Origin of the sequence: Kribbella alba (genome assembly GCF_039529635.1) — a bacterium.
GTDB lineage: Bacteria > Actinomycetota > Actinomycetes > Propionibacteriales > Kribbellaceae > Kribbella > Kribbella alba.
Genome location: NZ_BAAANE010000004.1, coordinates 131,849 through 153,352 on the forward strand (window position 1 = coordinate 131,849; position 21,504 = coordinate 153,352).

The following is a 21,504-nucleotide window of genomic DNA, read 5'->3' on the forward strand; positions in this document are numbered from 1 at the left end:
ATGTCGTTGCTGGTCAAGGGTGGAATCGTCGTCGGGGCGACCGGCACGCAGCTCGCCGATGTCCTGATCGAGGGCGAGAAGATCGTCGCCGTACTGGATCCGGCGTACAGCCCCACGGTCCAGGCGGACGAGGTGATCGATGCCACCGGCAAGTATGTGATCCCGGGCGGTATCGACGCGCATACGCATATGGAGTTGCCGTTCGGTGGGACGGCGGCCAGTGACACCTTCGAGACCGGGACCAGGGCGGCTGCCTGGGGCGGGACCACCACGATCATCGACTTCGCAGTACAGCGGACCGGTGAGGTCGTGCAGGACGGGTTGGCCGCCTGGCACGCCAAGGCCGACGGCAACTGTCACATCGACTACGCGTTCCACATGATTCTCGGCGGGGTCGACGACGACGCGCTCAAGGCGATGGACCAGTTGGTCTCCGACGAGGGGATCACCAGTTTCAAGCTGTTCATGGCGTATCCGGGCGTCTTCTACTCCGACGACGGCCAGATCCTGCGGGCGATGCAGTCCGCGCGGGAGAACGGCGCGATGATCATGATGCACGCGGAGAACGGCATCGCGATCGACGTGCTCGTCCAGCAGGCGCTCGCGCGCGGCGAGACGGATCCGATCTACCACGGGATCACCCGGCCGGCCGCGTTGGAGGCCGAGGCGACCAACCGGGCGATCGCGCTGGCCGAGGTGGCCCAGGACTGCCCGCTCTACATCGTGCACCTGTCCGCGAGCCAGGCCCTGGAACATGTCGCCGCGGCTCGGGACCAAGGGCGGAACGTGTTTGCGGAGACCTGCCCGCAGTACCTGTATCTGACGCTGGAGGACCAGCTCGGCGCGCCCGGGTTCGAGGGCGCGAAGTGGGTCTGCTCGACGCCGTTGCGCAGCAAGCACGAGCCGCACGCGAAGGATCTGTGGAAGGGGCTGCGGAGCAACGATCTGGCGATCGTGTCGACCGACCACTGCCCGTTCTGCATGAAGGACCAGAAGGAACTCGGGCGCGGCGACTTCTCCAAGATCCCGAACGGCATCGGCGGTGTCGAGCACCGGGTGGACCTGATCTACCAAGGCGTCGTGGACGGGCAGATCTCGCTCGAGCGCTGGGTGGAGACGATCTCGACGACCCCGGCCAGAATGTTCGGGCTCTATCCGCAGAAGGGCGTGATCCAGCCCGGCTCGGACGGCGACCTGGTGATCTACGACCCGCACGGGACCACCCGGATCAGCGTCGAGACACACCACATGAACATGGACCACTCGGCGTACGAAGGAGTGGAGATCGCGGGCCGGGTGGGCACGGTGATCTCGCGCGGCAGCGTGATCGTGGCTGATGGCAACTACCATGGCCGCAAGGGTCATGGGCGCTACCTGCGCCGCGGGTTGTCCACGTACCTGGTCTGAAGGGGGCAAGCCGGTGGACTTCGGAGTGGTGTTCCAGTGCGATCCGCCCGCGTCGGCGGTGGTTGAGCTCGCACGCAAGGCCGAGGAGGCCGGCTTCAGTCACGTCTGGACGTTCGACTCGCACCTGCTCTGGGAGGAGCCGTTCGTCATCTACAGCCAGATCCTGGCGACCACCGAGCGGGTGATCGTCGGGCCGATGGTGACGAACCCCGGCACCCGCGACTGGACCGTGATCGCGTCCCAGTTCGCCACGCTGAACGAGATGTTCGGCAATCGCACGATCTGCGGCATCGGCCGTGGCGACTCCGCGCTGCGCACACTCGGCGCGAAGCCGGGCACGATCGACGAGCTGAAGCAGTGCGTCGAGGTGGTGCGCGAGCTGGCGGCGGGCCGGACGGTCGAGTATCGCGGCCGGCAGCTGAAGTTCGCCTGGGTCGAGAACGGCGCGCTCGAGGTCTGGGTCGCGGCGTACGGCCCGAAGGCGCTGGCGGCGACCGGCGAGGTGGGCGACGGGTACATCCTCCAGCTCGCCGATCCCGACATCGCGGCGTGGATGATCGCAGCCGTACGCCGGTCCGCCGAACAGGCCGGGCGTGATCCCGCGACGATCAAGTTCTGCGTGGCCGCCCCGGCATACGTCGGGGATGATCTCGGGCACCAGCGCGACCAGACCCGCTGGTTCGGCGGGATGGTCGGGAACCACGTCGCCGACATCGTCGAGCGGTACGGAAGCTCCGGCGAGATCCCGCGGGCGCTGACGGACTACATCGCCGGACGCAAGGGCTACGACTACGCCGAGCACGGGCGGGCCGGCAACACCCACACGGACTTCGTGCCGGACGAGGTGGTCGACCGGTTCTGCCTTCTCGGCCCGGCCGAGAACCATCTCGCGCGGCTGGAGGAGCTGAAGGCGATCGGGGTCGACCAGTTCGCTCTCTATCTGCAGCACGACGCGAAGGAAGACACCCTCGCGGCGTACGGCAAGGACATCATTCCGGCCTTCTGAGCACGTTCGCCCGCGGAAGGCCGGCCCCCGCTCGGAGGCCGGCCTTGCCACAAGGTCAGCGGGCGATCGGGCCGGGGCGGTAGTAGAGATCCGTTCCCGCCCAAGGGATGGTGTCTTGTGAGGCCCTCAGAGGTGCGGCCGGGACGAAGTTGGTTGCGTCGTCGATGCTTCCGCTTCCGTCGTACGCGGCCCGCAGCGGGTACGGGAAGACCGGCCGGGACCTGACCACCTGGTGGGCGTTCGGGTCGACGGCGGTGGCGATGATCCGGTCCGGCGCGTCGCCGCGCTCGACCCAGTCGATCAGCGCGGGCACCGGGTCGAGGTCGGTCAGCTTGTAGCCGCCGAGCCCGCAGTGGTACTTGGTCGGCACCATGAACAACCGGGCCCACTGCTGGGTCGCGACCCGGCCCCCGTTGGCCCGGGTCAACCGGTCGTAGTAGTCGACGGTTCCGACCGCCGGGACGGTCTGGTCGTCCCAGCCGTGCCAGATGATCAGCTTTCCGCCGGCCCGGCGGAACGCGGACAGGTCGAGGCCCATCGCATTGCCCTTGTCTGGGAACGCAGCTTGTCGATCATTGCCGCAGTGTCCACCGCCGCGGGGTCATGGAACTGCCGTCTACTCGCTGATGCCGGAGCGTTCCACGCCCTCGACGATCCAGCGTTGGAGGAGGACGAACATCACGACCAGCGGGAGGATCGCGATACAGGCGGCGATGAACAACTGGGGGAGGTTGATGGTCTGGGCGGTGAGGAAGGTGGACAGGGCGATCTGGACGGTCCAGGATTCCTGCCCCTGCGCGATCACGAGCGGCCAGAGGAAGGCGTTCCAGGAACCGATGAAGGTGATCGTGCCGATGGCGGCGATGAACCCCTTCGAGTTCGGTACGACGATCCGCCAGAACGTTCCCCAGTACGCCGTACCGTCGAGCTGAGCGGCTTCCTCGAGCTCGCGCGGGAAGTTCAGGAAGTACTGGCGGAACAGGAACGTGGCGAAGGCCTGGAACAACCCCGGGATGATCAGTCCGCGCAAGGTGCTCACCCAGCCGAGCGACGAGACCAGGACGAAGCTGGGCACGAACGTCACGGCCGCCGGGATCAGCAGGGTCGCGACGATGAAGTGGAACACCGCATTCGCATACCTGAAAGGGATCCTGGCCAATCCGTAGCCGGCGAGTCCCGAGATCACCAGCACGCCGACGGTCTGCACGACCGCGATCACCAGGGAGTTCACCAGACTGCGCAGCATCGGCACGGCCGGGTCGTTGAACAGGTCGGTGATGTTGCTCCACTGCAGCGAGGAGGGGAACAACTTCCACGAGGGCGAGGTGATGTCCGCCTCGGTCGACAACCCGTTGCGGACCAGCAGGTAGAACGGCAGCAGGAAGAGGATCGCACCGACCGCGAGGATGACGTACCGGATCACCGAGCCGGCCTTGTCGACGCCCGCTCGCTGGATGTTGGCCACTTCAGTCCTCCCTCCGGCCGAGACCGAGGAACCGCCCCTGCCCGAGCGCGACGAGAGCGATCAGCAGGGTGAGAATGACGGCCCCCGCACTCCCGTGCCCGAAGTCCTGCCCCTGCCCTAGCGCCGCGTAGTACAAGTAGACCAACGGCGGTCGTGCATAGGGCGGGTACTGCCCGGAACTGGAGAGCAGGTTGTAGAACTCGTCGAAGGCCTGGAACGCGTTGATCAGCAGCAATAGCAGTACTGCGGTCGAGGTGGCCCGCAGCTGCGGCAGGGTGATGAAGCGCAGCACCTTCCACCCGGTGGCGCCGTCGATCGCGGCGGCTTCATAGAGCGACGGCGAGATCCGTTGCAGGCCGGCCAGGAACAAGATCATGTAGAAGCCGGCCTGCAACCACATGCGCGCGGTGACGATCACCAGCCAGTACCAGGGTGGCTGCGTCACCGACAACCACGCGATCGGCTCGATCCCGAACCAGCCGAGCACGGTGTTCATCAGCCCGAACCGCACTCCGGAGAAGATCGACAACTTCCAGATGAGGGCCGCCACCACGTAGGAACACGCGGTCGGCAGGAAGAACACCGAGCGGAAGAACGTCCGGGCGAACCGGGCGCGGTTCACCAGCAACGCCAGACCGATCGAGACCACGAAGGTGGTCGGCACGATGAACAGCGCGAACACGATGAACGTGAGCAGGCTGGACCGGAACGCCGAGTCCCGCAACATGTCCAGGTAGTTGCCCAGGCCAACGAAATCGGTCGGCGTGACGGTGTTGCGCGCGTCGAAGAAGCTCAGCACCACCGACCAGATGATCGGGATGTAGACGAAGATCAGCAACCCGAGGACGAACGGGCCGACGAAGATCAGGAACCACAGGTTGCGGTCGTAGCGGCCCCGCAGCCTGGTCGCGACAGATGTTGCCATCAGCCGGCGATGCGCTTGAGTTCTGCCTCCACGACGGCCTTGACCGCCTTGATCTCGGTCGCCGGGTCGGAGCCGTTCTTGATGATCCGGTTCAGCGCGTCGGAGTAGGCAGTACCGGACTTCGGCGTCCACAGCAGTGGCGTCTGGGCGTGCCCGACCTCGTTCACGAACTTCACCGCGTCCGCGGCCGGGCCGGACTTCAGCTTGTCGGCCTTCCCGGCCAGGCTCTTGCGGGCCGGGATGTGGAAGCCGTACGACTGGGCCCAGTCGAGCTGCTTGTCGGTCTGGTCCACCCACAACCACTTGACGAACTTCTTCGCCGCGTCGACGTTCTTCGACTTCGAGTTCACCGCCGAGCCGTAGGCGCCGACCGGAACGCTCGCGTTGCCGGTGCTCGCGTTCAGCTTCGGCCAGGGGAGGACGCCGAAGTCGGCCTGCAGCGCCTTCTGGATCTGGGGCAACGTCCACAGACCGGTGAACTGCATCGCGGTCAGGCCCTGGGTGAACGCCGACGGGTCGGACCAGTCGGTCGGTGCCCCGAGCAACAATGCCTTCGAGGTGAACAGCTCGCGCAACTTGCGCAGTGACTCGACCGCGGCCGGGTCGTCGAAACCGAACTGGTTGTCCGGCGTCAGGTAGTCGAGCCCGGCAGACCAGAGCGCCGGACCACCGAGGATCCCGACGCCGCCGTCGTTGCCGACGAACAGGCCCTTCACCTTGTCGGTGGTGAGCTTCTTGGCCGCCGCGATCAGCTCGTCCACGGTCTGGGGCGGCTGGACTCCGGCGGCCGAGAGCAGGCTCTTGCGGTAGACCAGTAGTTGCATGTCCGTGACCTGCGGGATCGCGTACAGCTTGTCCTGGTAGGTCATCCGCGAGATCAACGACGGGGTGAAGTCGGACTTGGCGTCTCCGAGCAGGTCGCTCAGGTCGACGACCTGACCCGCCTTGATCATGTCGATGCTCGGGCCGTTGCCGTACTCGAAGACGTCCGGCCCGCCGTCGGTCAGCAGTGCCGAGGCCACCTTCTTGTCGTAGTCGCCAGGCGTCCACTGCACCGTCACCGTGGCATCGGGGTACTCCTTGGCATACCGCTCGACCGCCTGCTGGGTGCCGGGCTCGCCGTACTGGTGGTACCACTGCGACAAGGTCGGCTTGCCGCCGCTCGAACTGCCGGAGGAGCTGCGACCCGTGTTGGAACCACATCCCGCGACCGCCATCGCGGCCAGCCCGCCGCCCACCGCCAGCAATCGCCGCCGACTGAACCCGTTGCCACCGGCACCTGACATCTCGCCGTACCTCCAAAGTCCGGCACGGTCCCACAGCCCGCGCTCCAGGGACCGACCCTACGACCGATCCGATCTCCGAGGTGCCCATTTCCGAGGGGCGGGAAAACACAGGTCCAGAACTCGGAGGAATCTCGTCCTAGGCGTCGGAGAGGCGGCCGATGGTGGCGCTGGCGCGGCGGACGATGGGGACGGGGCCTTCGGGCAGGACGTCGCCGATGAAGGCGTAGTGGCGCAGGACCTCGGGGTCGACGCCGCCGGGGCGATGGCGGGTGTGGTCGCGGACCCAGTCGATGATGTCGCCCCAGCCGGGCGCGGCGAGCGAGCCGCCGAACTGCTGGACCGACAGGCCGGCGCACAGGTTGCCGAAGGCCAGTCGATGCGCCAGCGGCCAGCCGCGGAGCGTGCCGAGCACGAGCGACGCCAGGAAGACATCACCCGCTCCGGTGGGGTCGTACGAGCGGACCGGCAGCGCGGGGACCTGCTCCTCCTCGCCGGTGGTCGAGTCGATCGCCAGCACGCCGTCGGAGCCGTTCGTCACGACGGCCAGCGGGACCCGCTCGGCCAGCTTGTGCAGCGCGGCCTTCGGCGTGTCGGTGCGTGTGTAGGCCATCGCCTCGCCCGCGTTCGGTGTGAACGCATGGAAGCCTTCGAGTACGTCGAGCACCGCGGGCGACCAGGTATCCGTCGGATCCCAGCCGACGTCGCCGAACAGCAGCGCGCCGGACTCGCGAGCCTCGGCGGTCCAGCTGGGCAGCTCCTCGGCGACGGGCACGATCGCGGAGCGAGTCCGCAGCCCGGGGCCGACCAGCTTGCTCGGGTCGCCCGGTGCCTCGTGCGCGTGGGTGACCATCGCGCGGTCGCGGTCGATCGACATGGACACGGTGACGGGGGAGTGCCAGTGACCGATCCGGCGCGAGTGGGACAGGTCGACGCCTTCCTGGTCGGCCAGCGTGCGCCAGCAGAAATCGGCGTAGACGTCGTCGCCGAAGACCGCGGCCAGGCCGCTGTTCAGGCCGAGCCGGCTCGCGGCAATGGCGAAGTTGGCGACGCCGCCCGGGCAGGACCCCATGCCCTCGGCGAAGATCTCGGTACCGGTGGTCGGGGCGGACTCCAGGCCGGTCAGCACGATGTCGAGGAACACGGTCCCCTGTACGAACACGTCGTAGCGGTCCGGCTCGTCCATCACGGTGACAGTGCTCCCTCTGCCGGTGGCTGATTGTGATGCCTGATTGTCGGTGGCTGGTGCAACGCTCTCCTTCGTAGCATCATCGACCGGCCATCACCATGGATTTGGGAGGACGCGGATGACATCCGGGGTGTGTTCGTGATCCCGACGTGGATCTCGGTCGTAGCGGTGATCGTGACCGTGCTGAGCCCGTTCCTGGCGCTCGGCGGCGTCGCGCTGGGGGCCTACCTGACCCGCAAGTCCGATCGCGAGCTGGATACCTGGCGGCACCGCGAGGAGACGATGCGGATGGTCCGGTGGGCGGTCGAGCAGATCATGGAGGGCGAGGAGGTCGGCACGGACGCCGGGGTGGTGACGCTGCGTTCACTGATGAGATCGGAGCTGTTGCAGCCGGAGGACTACGACCTGGTCGCCGCGCTGACGGCCGCTGTTGCGATCGACCGGGTAGGTCCGGCCGCGTACGCTGAACTAGCGGACGAAGAAACCGAAGTAGTCGAGGGAGACAGCGCCGATGGCTGAGAAGAAGACCGTCAGAGTCTCCCGCCAGGCCGTCGAGCTGGCCCGGCTGCACGTCGAGGCAGCACGCAGGGCCGGCCGCAAGCCCGAGCCGGGAGTCGCGCGGATCGCGGACGCCCGCCCCGAGAACGGCAACGGCACCGCGCCCGCTCCCGCCTGACCGCGACCCGCAGTACCGGGTATCGGACGGTAGGCCGGGACGGCAGGCCTGATCGGACCCGGGGTGTCGGAGCACCTACACTGATCGACGGCCGCTCCGGTGGCGTACGGTGCCCTCGTGGTGACCATTACGTTGCTCCCTGTTCCCGACCACGGCCGGAATCTCCCGTGATCCGCTTCGAGAATGTTTCCAAGACGTACGAGGGGCAGTCCAAGGCTGCCCTGCTGAACGTGAACGTCGAGATCGAGAAGGGCGAGTTCGTCTTCCTGGTCGGCACCTCCGGGTCCGGCAAGTCGACGTTCCTTCGCCTGGTGCTGCGCGAGCACCGGACCTCCAAGGGCCACATCATGGTCGCCGGCAAGGACCTGAACCGGCTCGCGAGCTGGCGGATCCCGCAGATGCGGCGCCAGATCGGCACGGTCTTCCAGGACTTCCGGCTGCTGCCGAACAAGACCGTCGCGGAGAACGTCGCCTTCGCGCTGCAGGTGATCGGCAAGCCACGCCAGCACATCCGCAAGACGGTGCCCGAGGTGCTCGAGCTGGTCGGTCTGGACGGCAAGGAGGACCGGCTCCCCGACGAGCTGTCCGGTGGTGAGCAGCAGCGGGTCGCGATCGCTCGCGCGTTCGTGAACCGGCCGATGATCCTGATCGCCGACGAGCCGACCGGAAACCTCGACCCCGGTACCTCGGTCGGCATCATGAAGCTGCTGGACCGGATCAACCGGACCGGCACGACCGTGGTGATGGCGACCCATGACGTGTCGATCGTGGACCAGATGCGCAAGCGCGTCATCGAGCTGGAGAACGGCCAGGTCGTCCGCGACGAGTCGCGTGGCGTCTACGGCTACCAGCACTAGGACAGGGACTAACCAGTTATGCGCTTGAACTACATCCTCTCGGACCTCGGTATCGGGCTGAAGCGGAACCTCTCGATGACGATCGCGGTCGTCGTCACCATCTGGGTGTCGCTGTCGCTGTTCGGCAGTGCGCTGCTCGCCCGCGAGCAGGTCGACCTGATGAAGGGGAACTGGTACGACAAGATCCAGATCTCGGTCTTCCTCTGCACCAAGGACTCCGGCGGCCGCGGTTGCTCGGGCGCCGAGGTGACCACGGAGCAGAAGAACCGGATCAAGCAGGTGATCGAGTCCAGCCCGGACACCGCGCCGGAGGGGGTCTTCGGCGAGACCAAGAAGGAAGCGTTCGACCAGTTCCGGAAGCTGTACAAGGACTCGCCGATCGTCAGCACGGTCACCGAGGACCAGATGCAGGAGTCCTTCCGGGTCAAGCTGAAGGATCCTCAGCGCTACCAGAACCTGGTCAGCGCCGTGGCGGGCCTGCCTGGCGTCGACACAGTTCAGGACCTCAGACAGTATCTGGATCCACTGTTCAAGGCGCTGAACGGATTGCAAGTGGGAGCGCTGGTTGCGGCCGGCCTGCTGCTGGTCGCGGCGTTGATGCAGATCTCCAACACGATCCGGTTGGCGGCCTACGCGCGACGGCGAGAGATAGGCATCATGCGCCTGGTGGGCGCCTCGAACTTCTATATCCAGCTGCCGTTCCTGCTGGAAGCGGTGCTGGCCGCCCTGATCGGCGCGGTCCTTGCCTGCGGCACCCTTTGGGTCGGCGTGTACTTCGTGGTGATGCAGCGCGCGCAGGAGACTTTCCGGGTCTGGCAGTGGGTCGGGGCGTCCGAGACCTTCCAGGCGACACTCATCATGGTGGTCGTCGGTCTGATCCTGGCCGTGGTCCCGACATTCCTGACAACGCGGAAATACCTCAAAGTCTGAGCTGGGTGACTTATCGTGCAGTAGCACGACAACTCAACCCATAGCAAGGGGTCGACTGTGGTCCCGCACTTCCCCGGTGCGAACCCGCGCAAGCGGGGGAGCATCCAGCGAGACGACAGCATCGGCGCCACCGCCACACCGAGCGGACGGTCCCTCAGGCAGCGCCTGGGCGGCTCGACCGGTCGGCAGACGGCTATCGCCGCTTGCTGCCTTGTCCTGTCCATGTCCGCCGGAGTCCTGGCGGTGGTTCCGTCTGCCCAGGCGGCGGACCCACCGGATCCAGCCGCCAAGAAGAAGCAGCTCGACTCGCAGATCAATTCGCAGAAGGCTGATCTGAACCAGTCGTACGACCAGCTGGCCAAGTCCGTTGCCGCGTACAACCAGGCCGAGACGCAGTACAAGGCTGTCCAGGTCAAGTACGCCGCGGCCCAAGGCAAGCTGGCTGCCGCGAAAGCAGCCGATGTGGTTGCCGCGGGCAAGCTGAAGCAGGCGGAAGCCGCTCTGCAGACCGCGATGAACGCCGTCGACGCCGGCGAGCAGGTCATCCTGCAGCAGAAGCAGATCGCGGGCCGCGCCGTGCGTTCGGCGTACCAGCAGCAGAACAGCCTGGTCGGGCTGTCGATCGTGCTGCGCGGCGCGTCGCCTGCCGACCTCGCCACCGGGATGCAGGTCCAGCGCAACGTGTTCGGCATCCAGGGCAACGCGATCACCAGGCTCAACGACGCCCAGGCGCAGCTCGCGAACCAGCGGGTGAAGGTCGCCGAGGCTGAGAAGATCGTCGCGGCCCAGCGTGCCGAGGCCGCTCGCACGGTCCAGGAGGTCACCGCGCTGACTCAGCAGGTTGCCGCGGACAAGGCGGAGGCAGCCGCGGTCGCGGCAACTCGACTGACCACGCAACAGGCCGCCGAGAAAGACAAGAACTCCGAGCTCGCGCAGTACAACGCGCTGGTGTCCGAGCGGAACAGGGTCCAGCAGATCCTGGTCGCTCGTGCCCGGGCCGAGAAGGCCGCCGCCGCCCGCCGGAAGGCCGCCGCGGAGGCAGCCGAGCGCGCGAAGGCGAAGAAGGAACACCGGCCGCCACGCACCGTACCGAACGACCCGGGCAGTTCGTCCGGGCTCAGCTACCCGATCAACACGTACATCACTTCGCCGTACGGCATGCGGTTCCATCCGATCCTGCATTACTGGAAGCTGCACGACGGCACCGACTTCGGCGCCGGCTGCGGTACGCCGATCCACGCCGCGGCGAGCGGGGTTGTCACGGACCGCTACTACAACGGCGGCTACGGCAACCGGCTGTTCATCTCGCACGGGGTGATCCGGGGCGACTCCATCACGACGGTCTACAACCACCTGTCGCGCTACAAGGTCCGGGTCGGGCAGCACGTGGTGAAGGGCCAAGTGATCGGCTACGTCGGCACCACCGGCTACTCGACCGGCTGCCACCTGCACTTCATGGTCTACCAGGACGGCGTCGTCGTTAATCCGATGAAGTGGCTCTGACAGGTCTGAGATACTGGTCGGATGGTGAAACAGACCGGCCACAAACCGATCGCGCAGAATCGTAAGGCGCGACACGACTACCACATCGACGACGTGGTGGAGGCCGGACTCGTGCTGACCGGGACCGAGGTGAAGTCCCTGCGGCTGGGTCGGGCCTCCCTCGTCGACGCTTATGCCTCCGTGCGAGGTAACGAGCTGTGGCTACAGGGGATGCACATCCCGGAGTACACGCACGGCACCTGGACCAACCACGAACCAAGGCGGACCCGCAAGCTGCTGCTGCACAAGGACGAGCTGCAGAAGCTGATCAAGGCCGTCGAGCAGCAGGGCGTCTCTCTGATCCCGCTGTCTCTGTACTTCAAGGACGGCTACGCGAAGGTCGAGCTCGCGACCGGGCGAGGCAAGAGGGACTACGACAAGCGGCACGCCCTGGCCGAGCGCCAGGCCGGCCGCGAGGCCCAGCGCGCCCTCTCCGAGCGCAGCCGCCGCTAGGGGTCGCTCAGGGACCGGTCCGGGCGGAACCCTATGGGTTCGTCGGCCGGCCGCGCGCACAGTGGGTGCATGTCCACTTCAGACCTCCTGGTGACGCCGGCCCAACGGGACCGTGCAGTCGAGATCCTGCAAGAGATGTATGCCGACGGCCGGCTGGACCACCTCGAGTTCGACACCCGGCTCGAGCTGGCCCTCAAGGCCCGGACCCGCGCCGAGCTGAACGGCACCTTCAACGGACTGGTCTCGCGCCCGGTCCCGACGTACGCGCCGGCGGCCTTCACCCGGCCCGGACCGGTCAAGCCGTATGGCGGAAAGGGCCGTGGGATGGGCATGGTGGCCCACTGGCTCGGCTATCCCACCTCCTTCGTCGGCCCGGCGCTGATCGTCGCGACCGCCGGCAAGGAGAACCCGGTCGTGCGCAGGCACGCGGTGGAGGCGCTGAACTTCCAGCTGAGCACCCTCGCCGTCTTCGCTCTGCTGGGCGTGGTCACGGGCGTCACCCACGGCTTCACGGGCTTCCTCTTCCCCCTGGTCGGCGTGGTCTGGTTCGTCCTCACCGGCATCGGCGGCCTGGCTGCCCTGCTCGGCTCCGACTTCCGCTACCCCTTCACCCTTCGCCTCGTCCGCTGACACCGGGTGACGGGAATCTCTGGTGCGGCCGGGTTGTTGGAGTTGATAGTGTGATGATCCTGCGGTGAAGGAGCTTGCTTCTCGACCGTGGGGTTTGACAACTCAAGAGGGGGTGAACGGTTTCGACTTTGGACGTACGTTCCAAGGGAAGCGGGCCGAGGATCCAGGGTTATCTCGTAAACGATCTCTGGAAACCAATAACTGCCAACGTTAATTCGCGCAGTAGCTTCGCTCTCGCCGCCTGACGGCCTGAGCACCTAAGAAGCGGTCAGCCCGGGGATGCTTCCGACCCGGTTCCTGGCCTCAGCTAGGAAGCTTGCTTCGTCAACCCGGTCACGGGGTTGACGCGGGACATCTACAGTGACTGAGCCTGTCAGCAACTTTGTCTGTGAGAGTGCTGGGGCTGAGAAAAGCGACTAACAGACTGCGCCCGGAGAAGTCTTGGAGCGACGCTGAAGGACGCGGGTTCGATTCCCGCCACCTCCACCCCTTTGAAGTCGAACACAGCCCCGGCAGCCACCCGCTGCCGGGGCTTCTTCATGCCCGGCCCTCGCGAGCTCTACGATGCGGGACTCGTATAGCTGCCGAGATCCGGATAGTTCGCCCAGTCGTCCTCCCCAGCTCGCTCCGGTCGAGTGTGCCGACCGTGTCGCTGGCAAGCGCTTACCGGCGACACGGTCGGCACAGTCGGCGTTCCCAACGGTGGTGAGATCTCGGCGCGGGCTTCGCGGAGGGGACTGGCGGCTTAGGCATGCCTGGGAGCGGTCCCCGTGGACCCCCGCTGCCGGGGATTCGCCGTTCGCCGGGCTAGCTCTAGCTTGGTTGGCATGGTGGTGCCTGTGCGGGGGCGGTGGGAGGTGGCGGCGTTCTTGTCGTTGACCGCGGCGACGGGGTTGATCGACGCGGTCAGCTACTTGGCGTTGGGGCGTACGTTCGTCGCCAACATGACCGGGAACGTGGTGTTCCTGGGATTCGCAGTGTCGCCGGAGTCGGGGTTCACGGTGGTGGCGCCGTTGTTCTCGCTGGCGGGGTTCTTGCTCGGCTCGCTGGTCGGGGGTCGCGCCGCGGCGGTGCTGGAGGATCGGCCGCGCCGGTGGTTGGGGATCGTGTTCGGGGCGCAGGCGCTGCTGCTTGCGATCGCGGCGCTGTTGGTCGCGACGGATGTGCTGCAGCGTACGGGCGGTACGTCGTACGGGCTGATCTTCTTGCTGGCGGGGTGTTTCGGCGTGCAGAACGCGACGGTCAGGCACGCGGGGCCAAAAGACATGACCACCACCGTGCTGACACTCACATTGACCGGTCTTGCAGCCGACAGCGTCCTCGGAGGCGGCCGGTCCGCCAGCCCCTACCGCCGGCTCGGGTCCGTCGCCGCGATGCTCGCCGGCGCGGCTGTCGGCGCATTGCTGCTCCAGGCAACTATCTCGGGCGTGATCCTGTTGGCTGCCGCCGCAGTCGCCGTCGCCGCCGGCATCTTCGTCTTCGGCCCAGCTCCAGCAGAGGCTCCAAAGCCGTAGCGTCCGAAGAACCGCGGGGCAGGACCCGCTGTTCTTCGGACGCAAGCGCCTTGTCAGTTCAGGGTCATCCGGGGTTCGCCACTCAGCAATCCGGTACCCGAGATGGTGCAGGTGCCGCCTCGGTTGAGGGTGTAGGACTGGCGGACACAGGACCGGAGGGCTAGTTGGCCCCAGTAGTTGGGGTGAATGGATTCCTGGATGTAGTAGTTCGAGCCGACGGTGGTGACGGTACGGATCTGGTTGATCCACTCGGTCTTGTCGACCGCGGTCGGCTGGGTCCAGGACGACAGGCCGACCTCCTCGTAGAGGCCGACGGTCTTCTCGCAGAGGCGCCTGCCGTTGAAGGTCGACTGCAGTTCGAGGAGGCGCGTGTTCGTCAGGCCGGATTGGCCGATCGCGGCGCGGACCGTGCTGTTGATGGTTCCCAGGGCGGTTGCGTTGGCCCAGTCGGCGTCCGCGTTCCAGAAACCGCAACCCCCGGTGTCCTGGCGGGTGTAGCCGGTCTGGCTGTAGCGGAACCCGCTGCCTGCCGGGATGGGTGAGGGGTACGTCTGCACCAGCAGCGTCCACGCGCCGTCGGCGTACCCGGCGTTGCGCATCGCCGTCCGGACGTTCTGGAAGGACGTCGCGATCCGGCCCCGTACTGCGGTGACGTTGGCGGAGGTGAAGTTCGCGACCACCGATGAGTCGTCCTTGCAGTAATCCGGGTTCCACGACGGCGACAGCAGGAAGTCCGAGACGCAGGACTGCACGATCGACGCGAAGTTGAAGTCGTTGCCGCCGATGGAGGCGACGACGAGCTTCACGTTGTGGTTCGTGGCGAACTGCTGGAGCAGCTTCGCCTGGCCGAGGTTTCCGGCGCCGTCGTCGTAGAAGTCGATCCCCGGCTTGAAGTAGTCGCCGGTCGTGGTGTTCGTCCTTGCGCCGGAGCAGGCGAGGTCGAGTCCGCTGACTCCGCCGCCGATGTAGGCCTCCGCCGATTTGCTGCGGTGACACCTCGGGATCGTCTCGGCGGTCCCGCTGGCGTTGTCGTGGTACGCGTGCGCACCGAGCGCGTCAGCGGGTGCTTCGGAGTTGTTCGAGCTGCCGGCCCAGCGACCGGCCTCGCCCGAGATGTAGGAATCCCCGACCGTCACGACGTACGGCGTACCGGCGCCTGGGCCGTCGGCGTGGGCTGATGGGGAGGCGACGACCAGGCTCACGGCGGCCGTCAGTAGGAGGAGCGGTACGGACAAACGACGACTTCGCGGAATCTGCACCGGAAGGCCTCTCTCGCCGAAGGTCGGTGACCACTAGGACCCCGTGCTGGTCACCGTGCAGCGAGAATGTACTCCCGGGTAACCCGAGAAGATAGACCGAGAGTACTGACACGTTTGCGCCCTGTCACCACGGTGTCAGCTTGCGTCGGCCGACTCGAAGCGTGGCGACCACCAGTCACGCCAGCGCTTGTCGATCGCTGCGCGGGCGGCGTCGTCCACGTCGTACAAGGTGAGGACCGCCATCGCGGCGCCGTTCGGCTTCTGCTCCGAGGGGGCGACGTGGCTGAGCACGAGCAGGCCGTCGCCCCAGCCGTCGACCGTCAGTCCCACCTGGTGCTCCGAGCGGAACCAGACGCGACCGCTCGCGGGCTCCCCGACAAGCTCGACCTCGTACTGCGTTCCGCTCGGCAGCTCGGGGATTCCCAGCACCTGAGCAGGGCCGGGGTCACCCTGGCCCGAGTAGAACAGGGTTCTGCGCGGCTCGCTCGGGTGATGCTCGAGCGAGAACCGGAGTTGGTGGATGAAGGTGATCCAGCCCTCGGTGATGTCGTGGTAGTACGCGTCCCACTCCGGGTTGTCGCCGTACGCTGCCCGAGTCAGGGTGACCCTCGAGCCGCCCTCGACAGGCTCCACCACGAACCGGTCGCCGCCCTCAAGCTCCAGCGTTCGCGCCGCCGCGTCCTCGGTGAACCCGGTGAAGTAGATCTGGTCGATCTCCTGGTCCAGGCCGCCCTCGGTGCCTTCGTACTCCCAGCCGTGCCAGTGCCGGATCTTCTCCTTGTCCCGCAAGGCGTCCCACACCACCTCGACCGGCGCCGCCACGGTCACCTCGATCCGCGGTCCCTGGTCCTCGGTCATGTCGGCTCTCCTTGAACTCCCGTACTGCGGGGCGCGGGGTGGCCGCCGGCGATCAGGCGATAGGGCCGACCGCCTTCGCTGTCGAAGGCCTCGACGGTTCGTCGTACTGCTTCGGTCAGGGCGTCGGTGAAGCGGTGCACGTCGCCGGGCTCGGCGAACCGCACCTCCGTCTCGAGGGTGAACGTCAGCAGTCGCTTGCCGGACGTGTCCGCCTTGCTCTGCATCCGGGCGACGTCCCGAACTGTTCCCGCGGCAACCTCGACCAGGTGCTCGGCGGCGTACTGGTCGTGAAGCTGGGTGAAGGCGCGCGCGCCCATCAGCGCGGGATCCACCACGAACGCTTCGGCGGTCGCACGCAGGATCCGCTCGACGAAGCCTCGTCGCTGCCGCTCCTCGACCAGCTCCACAAGCCCGGCCTTCTCCAGCTCGCGCAAGTGGTAGTTGACGCGCTGCCTGGGGACATCGAGCGTTGCCGCGAGTTGCGTCCCGGATGCCGGCTCCTGCAGCAGGCTCAGCAGTTGCCGCCGGAGCGGGGACAACGCCGCCCGCACCTTGTCCGGTTCTTCGAGGAGCTTCACACGGACCAGACTCGTATTGACAGTTTATTTTGTCAATAACTCGGAGGCGACCGGATAGCGGGCGACCAAGGTCCTGGCCGGGCGTGGGGCCTTTGGCCACTGTGCAGGGCGGACGCGGGCAACTAAGGTACTTACTTAACCGAGTGAAGCTATTGACATCCCTGGACTCAGGGTAAATAGTTCCGTCCTGCAATCAATCAGAAGGCAGAGTGATTCAACAGTGTCGAACATCAGTGTGCTGCAGCTCCGCGCCGCGGGCGTGAGTCTCGTGCTGGACTGCTCCGGTCCGGCCCTGCCGTCGGTCGTGCACTGGGGCGCGGACCTTGGTGAACTGACCGAATCAGCTCTGCTTGATCTCAGGCGTGGCGCGGGCGCGGTGCAGGCCGGCAACGGGCTGGACGACAACCTGCCGGTGGCGATCATCCCCGAGTACTCCGCGGGCTGGTTCGGCCTGCCGGGCCTGAACGGGCACCGCGACGGACACGACTTCTCCGCGTCGTTCCAGCTCATCAGCGCGGTCCAGACCGGCAACTCCGTTGAGGTCGAGGCGGCGGATCCCGGAGCCGGTCTGAAGCTCCACCTGACCATCCTTCTGACCGACTCCGGCCTGGTGAAGGCCAAGGCGGACCTCACGAACACCGGCGACTCGGCGTACACGGTCGACGGGCTGGTCCTCGCGCTGCCGGTGCCGACCGAGGCGACCGAGCTGCTCGACATGACCGGCCGGCACATCGGTGAGCGGCACCCGCAGCGGCACGCGTTCACCCAGGGCGCGCACATCCGCGACAACCGCCGCGGCCGCACCGGCGCCGACGCCACCTTGCTGCTGATCGCCGGCACCCGCGGCTTCGATTTCGGCGACGGCGAGATCTGGGCCGTGCACACCGCCTGGAGCGGCAACCACCGCTCGTACGCCGAACGCGGCATGAGCGGGTTCGCCGTGATCGGCGGCGGCGAACTGCTGCTGCCGGGCGAGGGTCGGCTGGAGCCTGCCGGGAGTTACAGCACCCCCTGGATCTACGGCTCGTACGGCGTGGGCCTGGACCAACTGTCCGCGCGGTTCCACGAGTACCTGCGCGCCCGCGACACGCACCCCAAGACCGACCGTCCGGTGGTCCTGAACACCTGGGAGGCGGTGTACTTCGACCTCGACCTGGAGAAGCTGAAGGCGCTCGCGGACGCGGCCGCCGAGGTGGGGGCCGAGCGATTCGTTCTTGACGATGGCTGGTTCCGCGGCCGCCGCGACGACCACGCCGGCCTGGGCGACTGGTACGTCGACGAGGGGATCTGGCCGAAGGGCCTGCACCCGCTGGTCGACCACGTCACCGGGCTCGGCCTGCAGTTCGGCCTGTGGGTGGAGCCGGAGATGGTGAACCCCGACTCCGACCTGGCCCGCGAGCACCCCGAATGGATCCTTGCCACCGGCAACCGGATGCCCCCGACCGCCCGGCACCAGCAGGGCCTCAACCTGGGCATCCCCGCGGCCTACGACTACCTGCTCGAGCGGCTCGACAGCCTGCTGAACGAGTACGACATCAGCTACCTGAAGTGGGATCACAACCGCGACTTCGTTGACGGCGGCAACCAGATCACCGGGACCGCCGGCATCCACGAGCAGACGCTGGGCGTCTACCGGCTGCTGAACGAGCTCAAGCGGCGCCACCCCGGGCTGGAGATCGAGTCCTGCTCGTCCGGCGGTGCCCGGGTCGACCTCGGCATCCTGGAGCGGACCGACCGGGTCTGGGGCAGCGACAGCAACGACGCGCTGGAGCGCCAGAAGATCCAGCGCTACACCCAACTGCTGCTCCCGCCGGAGCTGATCGGCTGCCACGTCGGCCCACCGAAGGCCCACACCACCGGCCGGACCCAGAGCCTGGCGTTCCGCGCGACGACCGCGTTGTTCGGTCACTTCGGCATCGAGTGGGACATCAGCGCGGCCTCGGCGGAGGAGCGCAAGGAACTCGCAGGTTGGGTCGCACTGCACAAGGAACTGCGACCGCTGCTGCACACCGGCCGGGTGGTTCGCGCCGATCGCGGTTCAGAGGACTTCCTGCTGCACGGTGTCGTCGCGCAGGACGGTTCGCGCGCGGTCTACTCCGCCGTACAGCTGACTCAGTCGATCACGTCCGACCTCGGCCGGGTCCGGCTGCCCGGCTTGGACGCGAAGCGGACGTATCGGGTGTCCAAGCCGGCGACACCCGGACAGCAGTCGCGAACAGCGCCCTGGTGGGTCGACGGTGGTCAGGTTGAACTGAACGGTGCTGCCCTGGCGGCCGTCGGCGTTCAGGTTCCGGCGCAGTGGCCCGAGAGCGCGATCTTGCTGGAAGTCCACGCCATCGACTAGGAGGACACCGTCCTTGACGACGACGAATGTCCTGAGGGTTTCCCCTGGGAGCGGCTACGCCCGGGGGAGTACGTCGTACTGCTCCCGGCGGCGCAGGGTGCGCCGCCGGGAGTAGGACAGGTGTAGCCGCCGAGGCGACGCGGGCGAGGGGGTTCGGAAGACACGATCGGTGCAGTCGGAAACCGCGAGCATCGAGGAGTGTCATGAGCGGCAACGAGGAAAGGCCGGGCGGGTCGATCCGCATCGGCGATCACGAGCGTGAGGACGCGGTCACGCGTCTGGGCGCTCACTACGAGGCCGGTCGGCTCAGTGCGGAGGAGCACCAGGAGCGGGTCGGCGAGGCGCTACAGGCGAAGACGGCGGCGGAGCTTGCGGCGCTGTTCGCCGACCTTCCCGGTGAGCAGCGGGCCGGTGAGCAGCAGGGTGAGCCGTGGGCCGGTCCGGGGCGGCCGCCGTGGGCGGCGCGGGGTCCGTTCGGCAAGATCCCGTTCCCGCTGCTGATCGCCCTGGCCGTGATCGGGGTGCTGGCGTCGATCGGTTGTGTGGTCGGAGGCGGGCATCCGCCGGTGCTGCCGCTGCTGCTGATCGTGGCGGGCATCTTCATCGTGAAGAAGCGCAGGCAGGAGCGTCGGGCATGAGGGCGGCGTACCGTGCGATCGCGTCCCTGATCGGTCTGGCCGTGGTGCTCCAGGTCGCGTCGATCGCGCTGGCCGGGTTCATCATCGCCAACGATGCCGACGACGGTGTCACGATCGGCGCGGACTACAGCAACTTCGGGCAGAGCTGGCACAGCATCGCCGGTTCGGTGATCGGCCTGCTCGCGCTCGTGTTCCTGATCGTGTCCTTCCTGACCGACGTACCGCGCGGCCGGATGCTGGCCGGGATCGTCGTCGGTCTGGTGGTGCTGCAGTTCCTGCTGGCAGTGGTGTCCTTCGGGATCCCGGCGCTCGGCGTACTGCACGGCATCAACGGGCTCGCGATCGCAGGTGTGGCCGGGACGGCAGCCCGACGGGCTTCGATCCCGGCGGCACAGCCTGCGACCAGTGGGTAGGTGGAAGGGACGACTGATCGCCCTCGGGGTGGCGCTGGCGGTACTCGTACCGCTGGCGTACCTCTGGGCGACCAGCCTGGTCCCGGGCAACTACTCGGCCATGGACATGGGGTACGCCGACTACGGTGGCGGGCCTGCTTCGTCTGATCATGCGATGCACCACGGCGGCAAGAGCGTCGCCGACCTGACCGGTCCGACTACCGGCACTCCCGACGTCGCCGTGACGCTGACGGCACGGGAGCAGAAGTTCACCCTGGCCAGCGGGGAGTCGGTCGACGGGTACACCCTCAACGGGTCGTCACCCGGCCCGCTCATCCGGGCCCGGGTCGGCGAACTCGTCCAGGTGACCCTGGTCAACGAGTCCGTGCCGGCTGGAGCCACCTTGCACTGGCACGGGATCGACGTACCGAATGCCGAGGACGGCGTCGCCGGAGTCACCCAGGACGCAGTACGGGTTGGTGGCAAGCATGTCTACCGGTTCAAGGCGGAGCAGGCCGGAACGTATTGGTATCACTCGCACCAGGTGTCGAGTGAGGAGGTCCGCGACGGGCTGTTCGGCACGATCGTGATCTCCTCGGGCGGTACTGCGAACGAGGTCATCGCCGCGATCCACACGTACGACGGGAAACGCACGCTCAACGGGCGGACTGGCGAGCAGCAGGTGGAACTGCCCGCGGGGTCGCGGTTCCGGCTGCGGGTGATCAACACGGACAACGCGATCTTGCGGGTGGGGTTGGTCGGTACGCCGTACGAGGTGGTCGCGGTGGACGGCCGAGACATCCACGGGCCGACACCGGTGACTGCGGCGTTCCCGCTGGCCGCCGGGGCTCGGGTCGATCTGGAGGCGACCGTGCCTGCTTCGGGGGCGCTGCGGCTGGATGCCGGTTCGGCGAGCATGATCCTTGGGCCGGGCGGCTCGGAGGCGCCTGGTGGCGCGTTATCGGGGGAGACCGTCGACCTGCTGAGCTACGGGACGCCGGCGGCGCTCGGGTTGGATCCGGCTCACGTTGACCGAAGTTTCGAGTATCGGATCGGGCGTCGGCCTGGCTTCCTGGATGGTGTTCCCGGGCTCTGGTGGACGATCAACGGGCACAAGTTCCCCGACGTACCGATGTTCATGGTCGCCGAAGGTGATGTCGTCCGGATGAAGATCAGCAACTCCAGCGGCCAGTCCCATCCGATGCACCTGCACGGCCACCACGCGGTCGTCCTGTCCCGCAACGGAGTCGGTGCCACCGGCTCACCCTGGTGGGTGGACACCCTCGAGGTCGCCGACGGCGAAACCTACGAGATCGCCTTCGTCGCCGACAACCCCGGCATCTGGATGGACCACTGCCACAATCTGCCTCATGCGTCCGAGGGCCTAATGACCCACCTCGCCTACGAGGGCTACACCGCCCCGTACAAAATTGGTGGCCCCACCTCAAACAAGCCCGAATAGCCGGCGCCCACGTAGGTGCACGGTCAGGCGGCTCGGGTGGGGGATACTCCGGGCAGCAATGCGGAGGTCGTCGGCGGTGACTGGAACCCCACACCT

At 67.2% G+C, this 21,504-nt stretch carries 22 protein-coding genes and 1 other RNA gene; 15 read left to right on the plus strand and 8 right to left on the minus strand.

What is annotated here, in order from left to right; all coding sequences use genetic code 11:
• Both hydA and ABD210_RS07285 read left to right on the plus strand, forming a co-directional pair.
• Complete coding sequence (gene hydA, locus ABD210_RS07280) at window positions 1–1,407, plus strand: dihydropyrimidinase (RefSeq protein ID WP_344110110.1); 1,407 nt, start codon at window positions 1–3, stop codon at window positions 1,405–1,407.
• 13 nt (window positions 1,408–1,420) lie between these two features.
• Window positions 1,421–2,413 carry a TIGR03842 family LLM class F420-dependent oxidoreductase gene (locus ABD210_RS07285; protein ID WP_344110111.1) on the plus strand — a complete coding sequence of 331 codons (993 nt, stop codon included), beginning with the start codon at window positions 1,421–1,423 and terminating at the stop codon, window positions 2,411–2,413.
• A 55-nt stretch (window positions 2,414–2,468) separates the two neighbouring features.
• Here the strand turns inward: ABD210_RS07285 and ABD210_RS07290 are convergent, their stop codons facing one another.
• The 5 genes from ABD210_RS07290 to ABD210_RS07310 all read right to left on the minus strand — a co-directional run bounded on the left by ABD210_RS07290 (window position 2,469) and on the right by ABD210_RS07310 (window position 7,272).
• The gene (locus tag ABD210_RS07290; RefSeq protein ID WP_425552639.1) at window positions 2,469–2,951 is read right to left on the minus strand and encodes a tannase/feruloyl esterase family alpha/beta hydrolase; all 483 of its coding nucleotides are present in this window, start codon (window positions 2,949–2,951) and stop codon (window positions 2,469–2,471) included.
• Between the two features lie 78 nt (window positions 2,952–3,029).
• A complete protein-coding gene (locus tag ABD210_RS07295) occupies window positions 3,030–3,878 on the minus strand; it encodes a carbohydrate ABC transporter permease (protein ID WP_344110112.1) in 849 nt (282 codons plus the stop codon).
• A 1-nt stretch (window position 3,879) separates the two neighbouring features.
• The gene (locus tag ABD210_RS07300) at window positions 3,880–4,803 is read right to left on the minus strand and encodes a carbohydrate ABC transporter permease (protein WP_344110113.1); all 924 of its coding nucleotides are present in this window, start codon (window positions 4,801–4,803) and stop codon (window positions 3,880–3,882) included.
• Window positions 4,803–6,089: an ABC transporter substrate-binding protein gene (locus ABD210_RS07305; RefSeq protein ID WP_344110114.1), complete on the minus strand. Its 1,287-nt coding sequence runs from the start codon at window positions 6,087–6,089 to the stop codon at window positions 4,803–4,805. Before ABD210_RS07305 ends, ABD210_RS07300 begins: the two co-directional genes overlap by 1 nt.
• A 136-nt stretch (window positions 6,090–6,225) precedes the next feature.
• Window positions 6,226–7,272 (minus strand): carbohydrate kinase family protein, encoded by a 1,047-nt coding sequence (locus tag ABD210_RS07310; protein ID WP_344110116.1) that lies wholly within the window; start codon window positions 7,270–7,272, stop codon window positions 6,226–6,228.
• A gap of 141 nt (window positions 7,273–7,413) precedes the next feature.
• Between ABD210_RS07310 and ABD210_RS07315 the strand changes: the two genes are divergently transcribed.
• The 9 genes from ABD210_RS07315 (at window position 7,414) to ABD210_RS07355 (ending at window position 13,877) form a co-directional block, all read left to right on the plus strand.
• Window positions 7,414–7,794 carry a hypothetical protein gene (locus ABD210_RS07315; RefSeq protein WP_344110118.1) on the plus strand — a complete coding sequence of 127 codons (381 nt, stop codon included), beginning with the start codon at window positions 7,414–7,416 and terminating at the stop codon, window positions 7,792–7,794.
• Window positions 7,787–7,951, plus strand: a complete 165-nt coding sequence (locus ABD210_RS07320; RefSeq protein ID WP_344110119.1) for a hypothetical protein — start codon at window positions 7,787–7,789, stop codon at window positions 7,949–7,951. The genes ABD210_RS07315 and ABD210_RS07320 overlap by 8 nt, the downstream gene beginning before the upstream one ends.
• 167 nt (window positions 7,952–8,118) lie before the next feature.
• Window positions 8,119–8,808, plus strand: a complete 690-nt coding sequence (gene ftsE, locus ABD210_RS07325) for a cell division ATP-binding protein FtsE (RefSeq protein WP_344110121.1) — start codon at window positions 8,119–8,121, stop codon at window positions 8,806–8,808.
• An 18-nt stretch (window positions 8,809–8,826) separates the two neighbouring features.
• A complete protein-coding gene (gene ftsX / locus ABD210_RS07330; protein WP_344110122.1) occupies window positions 8,827–9,738 on the plus strand; it encodes a permease-like cell division protein FtsX in 912 nt (303 codons plus the stop codon).
• 222 nt (window positions 9,739–9,960) lie between these two features.
• Complete coding sequence (locus ABD210_RS07335; protein ID WP_344110123.1) at window positions 9,961–11,241, plus strand: peptidoglycan DD-metalloendopeptidase family protein; 1,281 nt, start codon at window positions 9,961–9,963, stop codon at window positions 11,239–11,241.
• Window positions 11,242–11,262: 21 nt separating this feature from the next.
• Window positions 11,263–11,733 (plus strand): SsrA-binding protein SmpB, encoded by a 471-nt coding sequence (gene smpB, locus ABD210_RS07340; RefSeq protein WP_344110124.1) that lies wholly within the window; start codon window positions 11,263–11,265, stop codon window positions 11,731–11,733.
• A 69-nt stretch (window positions 11,734–11,802) separates the two neighbouring features.
• Complete coding sequence (locus ABD210_RS07345; RefSeq protein WP_344110125.1) at window positions 11,803–12,363, plus strand: DUF1707 and DUF4870 domain-containing protein; 561 nt, start codon at window positions 11,803–11,805, stop codon at window positions 12,361–12,363.
• A 108-nt stretch (window positions 12,364–12,471) separates the two neighbouring features.
• Window positions 12,472–12,852, plus strand: a transfer-messenger RNA (tmRNA) gene (ssrA, locus tag ABD210_RS07350).
• Between the two features lie 338 nt (window positions 12,853–13,190).
• A complete protein-coding gene (locus ABD210_RS07355; protein ID WP_344110126.1) occupies window positions 13,191–13,877 on the plus strand; it encodes a YoaK family protein in 687 nt (228 codons plus the stop codon).
• A 53-nt stretch (window positions 13,878–13,930) separates the two neighbouring features.
• Here the strand turns inward: ABD210_RS07355 and ABD210_RS07360 are convergent, their stop codons facing one another.
• The 3 genes from ABD210_RS07360 to ABD210_RS07370 all read right to left on the minus strand — a co-directional run bounded on the left by ABD210_RS07360 (window position 13,931) and on the right by ABD210_RS07370 (window position 16,572).
• Complete coding sequence (locus ABD210_RS07360) at window positions 13,931–15,079, minus strand: SGNH/GDSL hydrolase family protein (RefSeq protein WP_344110127.1); 1,149 nt, start codon at window positions 15,077–15,079, stop codon at window positions 13,931–13,933.
• A 192-nt stretch (window positions 15,080–15,271) separates the two neighbouring features.
• The gene (locus ABD210_RS07365; protein ID WP_344110128.1) at window positions 15,272–15,994 is read right to left on the minus strand and encodes an SRPBCC family protein; all 723 of its coding nucleotides are present in this window, start codon (window positions 15,992–15,994) and stop codon (window positions 15,272–15,274) included.
• Complete coding sequence (locus ABD210_RS07370) at window positions 15,991–16,572, minus strand: helix-turn-helix domain-containing protein (RefSeq protein WP_344110130.1); 582 nt, start codon at window positions 16,570–16,572, stop codon at window positions 15,991–15,993. Before ABD210_RS07370 ends, ABD210_RS07365 begins: the two co-directional genes overlap by 4 nt.
• Before the next feature lie 220 nt (window positions 16,573–16,792).
• Here ABD210_RS07370 and ABD210_RS07375 point away from each other — a divergent pair, with 220 nt between their 5' ends.
• From ABD210_RS07375 to ABD210_RS07390, 4 genes are all read left to right on the plus strand, one after another.
• Window positions 16,793–18,916, plus strand: a complete 2,124-nt coding sequence (locus tag ABD210_RS07375; RefSeq protein ID WP_344110132.1) for an alpha-galactosidase — start codon at window positions 16,793–16,795, stop codon at window positions 18,914–18,916.
• A gap of 203 nt (window positions 18,917–19,119) precedes the next feature.
• Window positions 19,120–19,554 (plus strand): DUF1707 SHOCT-like domain-containing protein, encoded by a 435-nt coding sequence (locus tag ABD210_RS07380; RefSeq protein WP_344110134.1) that lies wholly within the window; start codon window positions 19,120–19,122, stop codon window positions 19,552–19,554.
• Window positions 19,551–19,967, plus strand: a complete 417-nt coding sequence (locus ABD210_RS07385; protein WP_344110136.1) for a hypothetical protein — start codon at window positions 19,551–19,553, stop codon at window positions 19,965–19,967. Before ABD210_RS07380 ends, ABD210_RS07385 begins: the two co-directional genes overlap by 4 nt.
• Window positions 19,960–21,408, plus strand: a complete 1,449-nt coding sequence (locus tag ABD210_RS07390; protein ID WP_344110138.1) for a multicopper oxidase family protein — start codon at window positions 19,960–19,962, stop codon at window positions 21,406–21,408. Before ABD210_RS07385 ends, ABD210_RS07390 begins: the two co-directional genes overlap by 8 nt.
• The last annotated feature ends 96 nt before the right edge of the window (window positions 21,409–21,504 follow it).

Coding starts and splice junctions, on each gene's coding strand:
- ABD210_RS07290 (WP_425552639.1), bottom strand. CDS start 2,951: ATGGGCCTCGACCTGTCCGCGTTCCGCCGGGCCGGCGGAAAGCTGATC.
- hydA (WP_344110110.1), top strand. CDS start 1: ATGTCGTTGCTGGTCAAGGGTGGAATCGTCGTCGGGGCGACCGGCACG.
- ABD210_RS07365 (WP_344110128.1), bottom strand. CDS start 15,994: ATGACCGAGGACCAGGGACCGCGGATCGAGGTGACCGTGGCGGCGCCG.
- ABD210_RS07345 (WP_344110125.1), top strand. CDS start 11,803: ATGTCCACTTCAGACCTCCTGGTGACGCCGGCCCAACGGGACCGTGCA.
- ABD210_RS07385 (WP_344110136.1), top strand. CDS start 19,551: ATGAGGGCGGCGTACCGTGCGATCGCGTCCCTGATCGGTCTGGCCGTG.
- ABD210_RS07320 (WP_344110119.1), top strand. CDS start 7,787: ATGGCTGAGAAGAAGACCGTCAGAGTCTCCCGCCAGGCCGTCGAGCTG.
- ftsX (WP_344110122.1), top strand. CDS start 8,827: ATGCGCTTGAACTACATCCTCTCGGACCTCGGTATCGGGCTGAAGCGG.
- ABD210_RS07305 (WP_344110114.1), bottom strand. CDS start 6,089: ATGTCAGGTGCCGGTGGCAACGGGTTCAGTCGGCGGCGATTGCTGGCG.
- ABD210_RS07300 (WP_344110113.1), bottom strand. CDS start 4,803: ATGGCAACATCTGTCGCGACCAGGCTGCGGGGCCGCTACGACCGCAAC.
- ABD210_RS07355 (WP_344110126.1), top strand. CDS start 13,191: ATGGTGGTGCCTGTGCGGGGGCGGTGGGAGGTGGCGGCGTTCTTGTCG.
- ABD210_RS07335 (WP_344110123.1), top strand. CDS start 9,961: ATGTCCGCCGGAGTCCTGGCGGTGGTTCCGTCTGCCCAGGCGGCGGAC.
- ABD210_RS07380 (WP_344110134.1), top strand. CDS start 19,120: ATGAGCGGCAACGAGGAAAGGCCGGGCGGGTCGATCCGCATCGGCGAT.
- smpB (WP_344110124.1), top strand. CDS start 11,263: ATGGTGAAACAGACCGGCCACAAACCGATCGCGCAGAATCGTAAGGCG.
- ABD210_RS07310 (WP_344110116.1), bottom strand. CDS start 7,272: ATGGACGAGCCGGACCGCTACGACGTGTTCGTACAGGGGACCGTGTTC.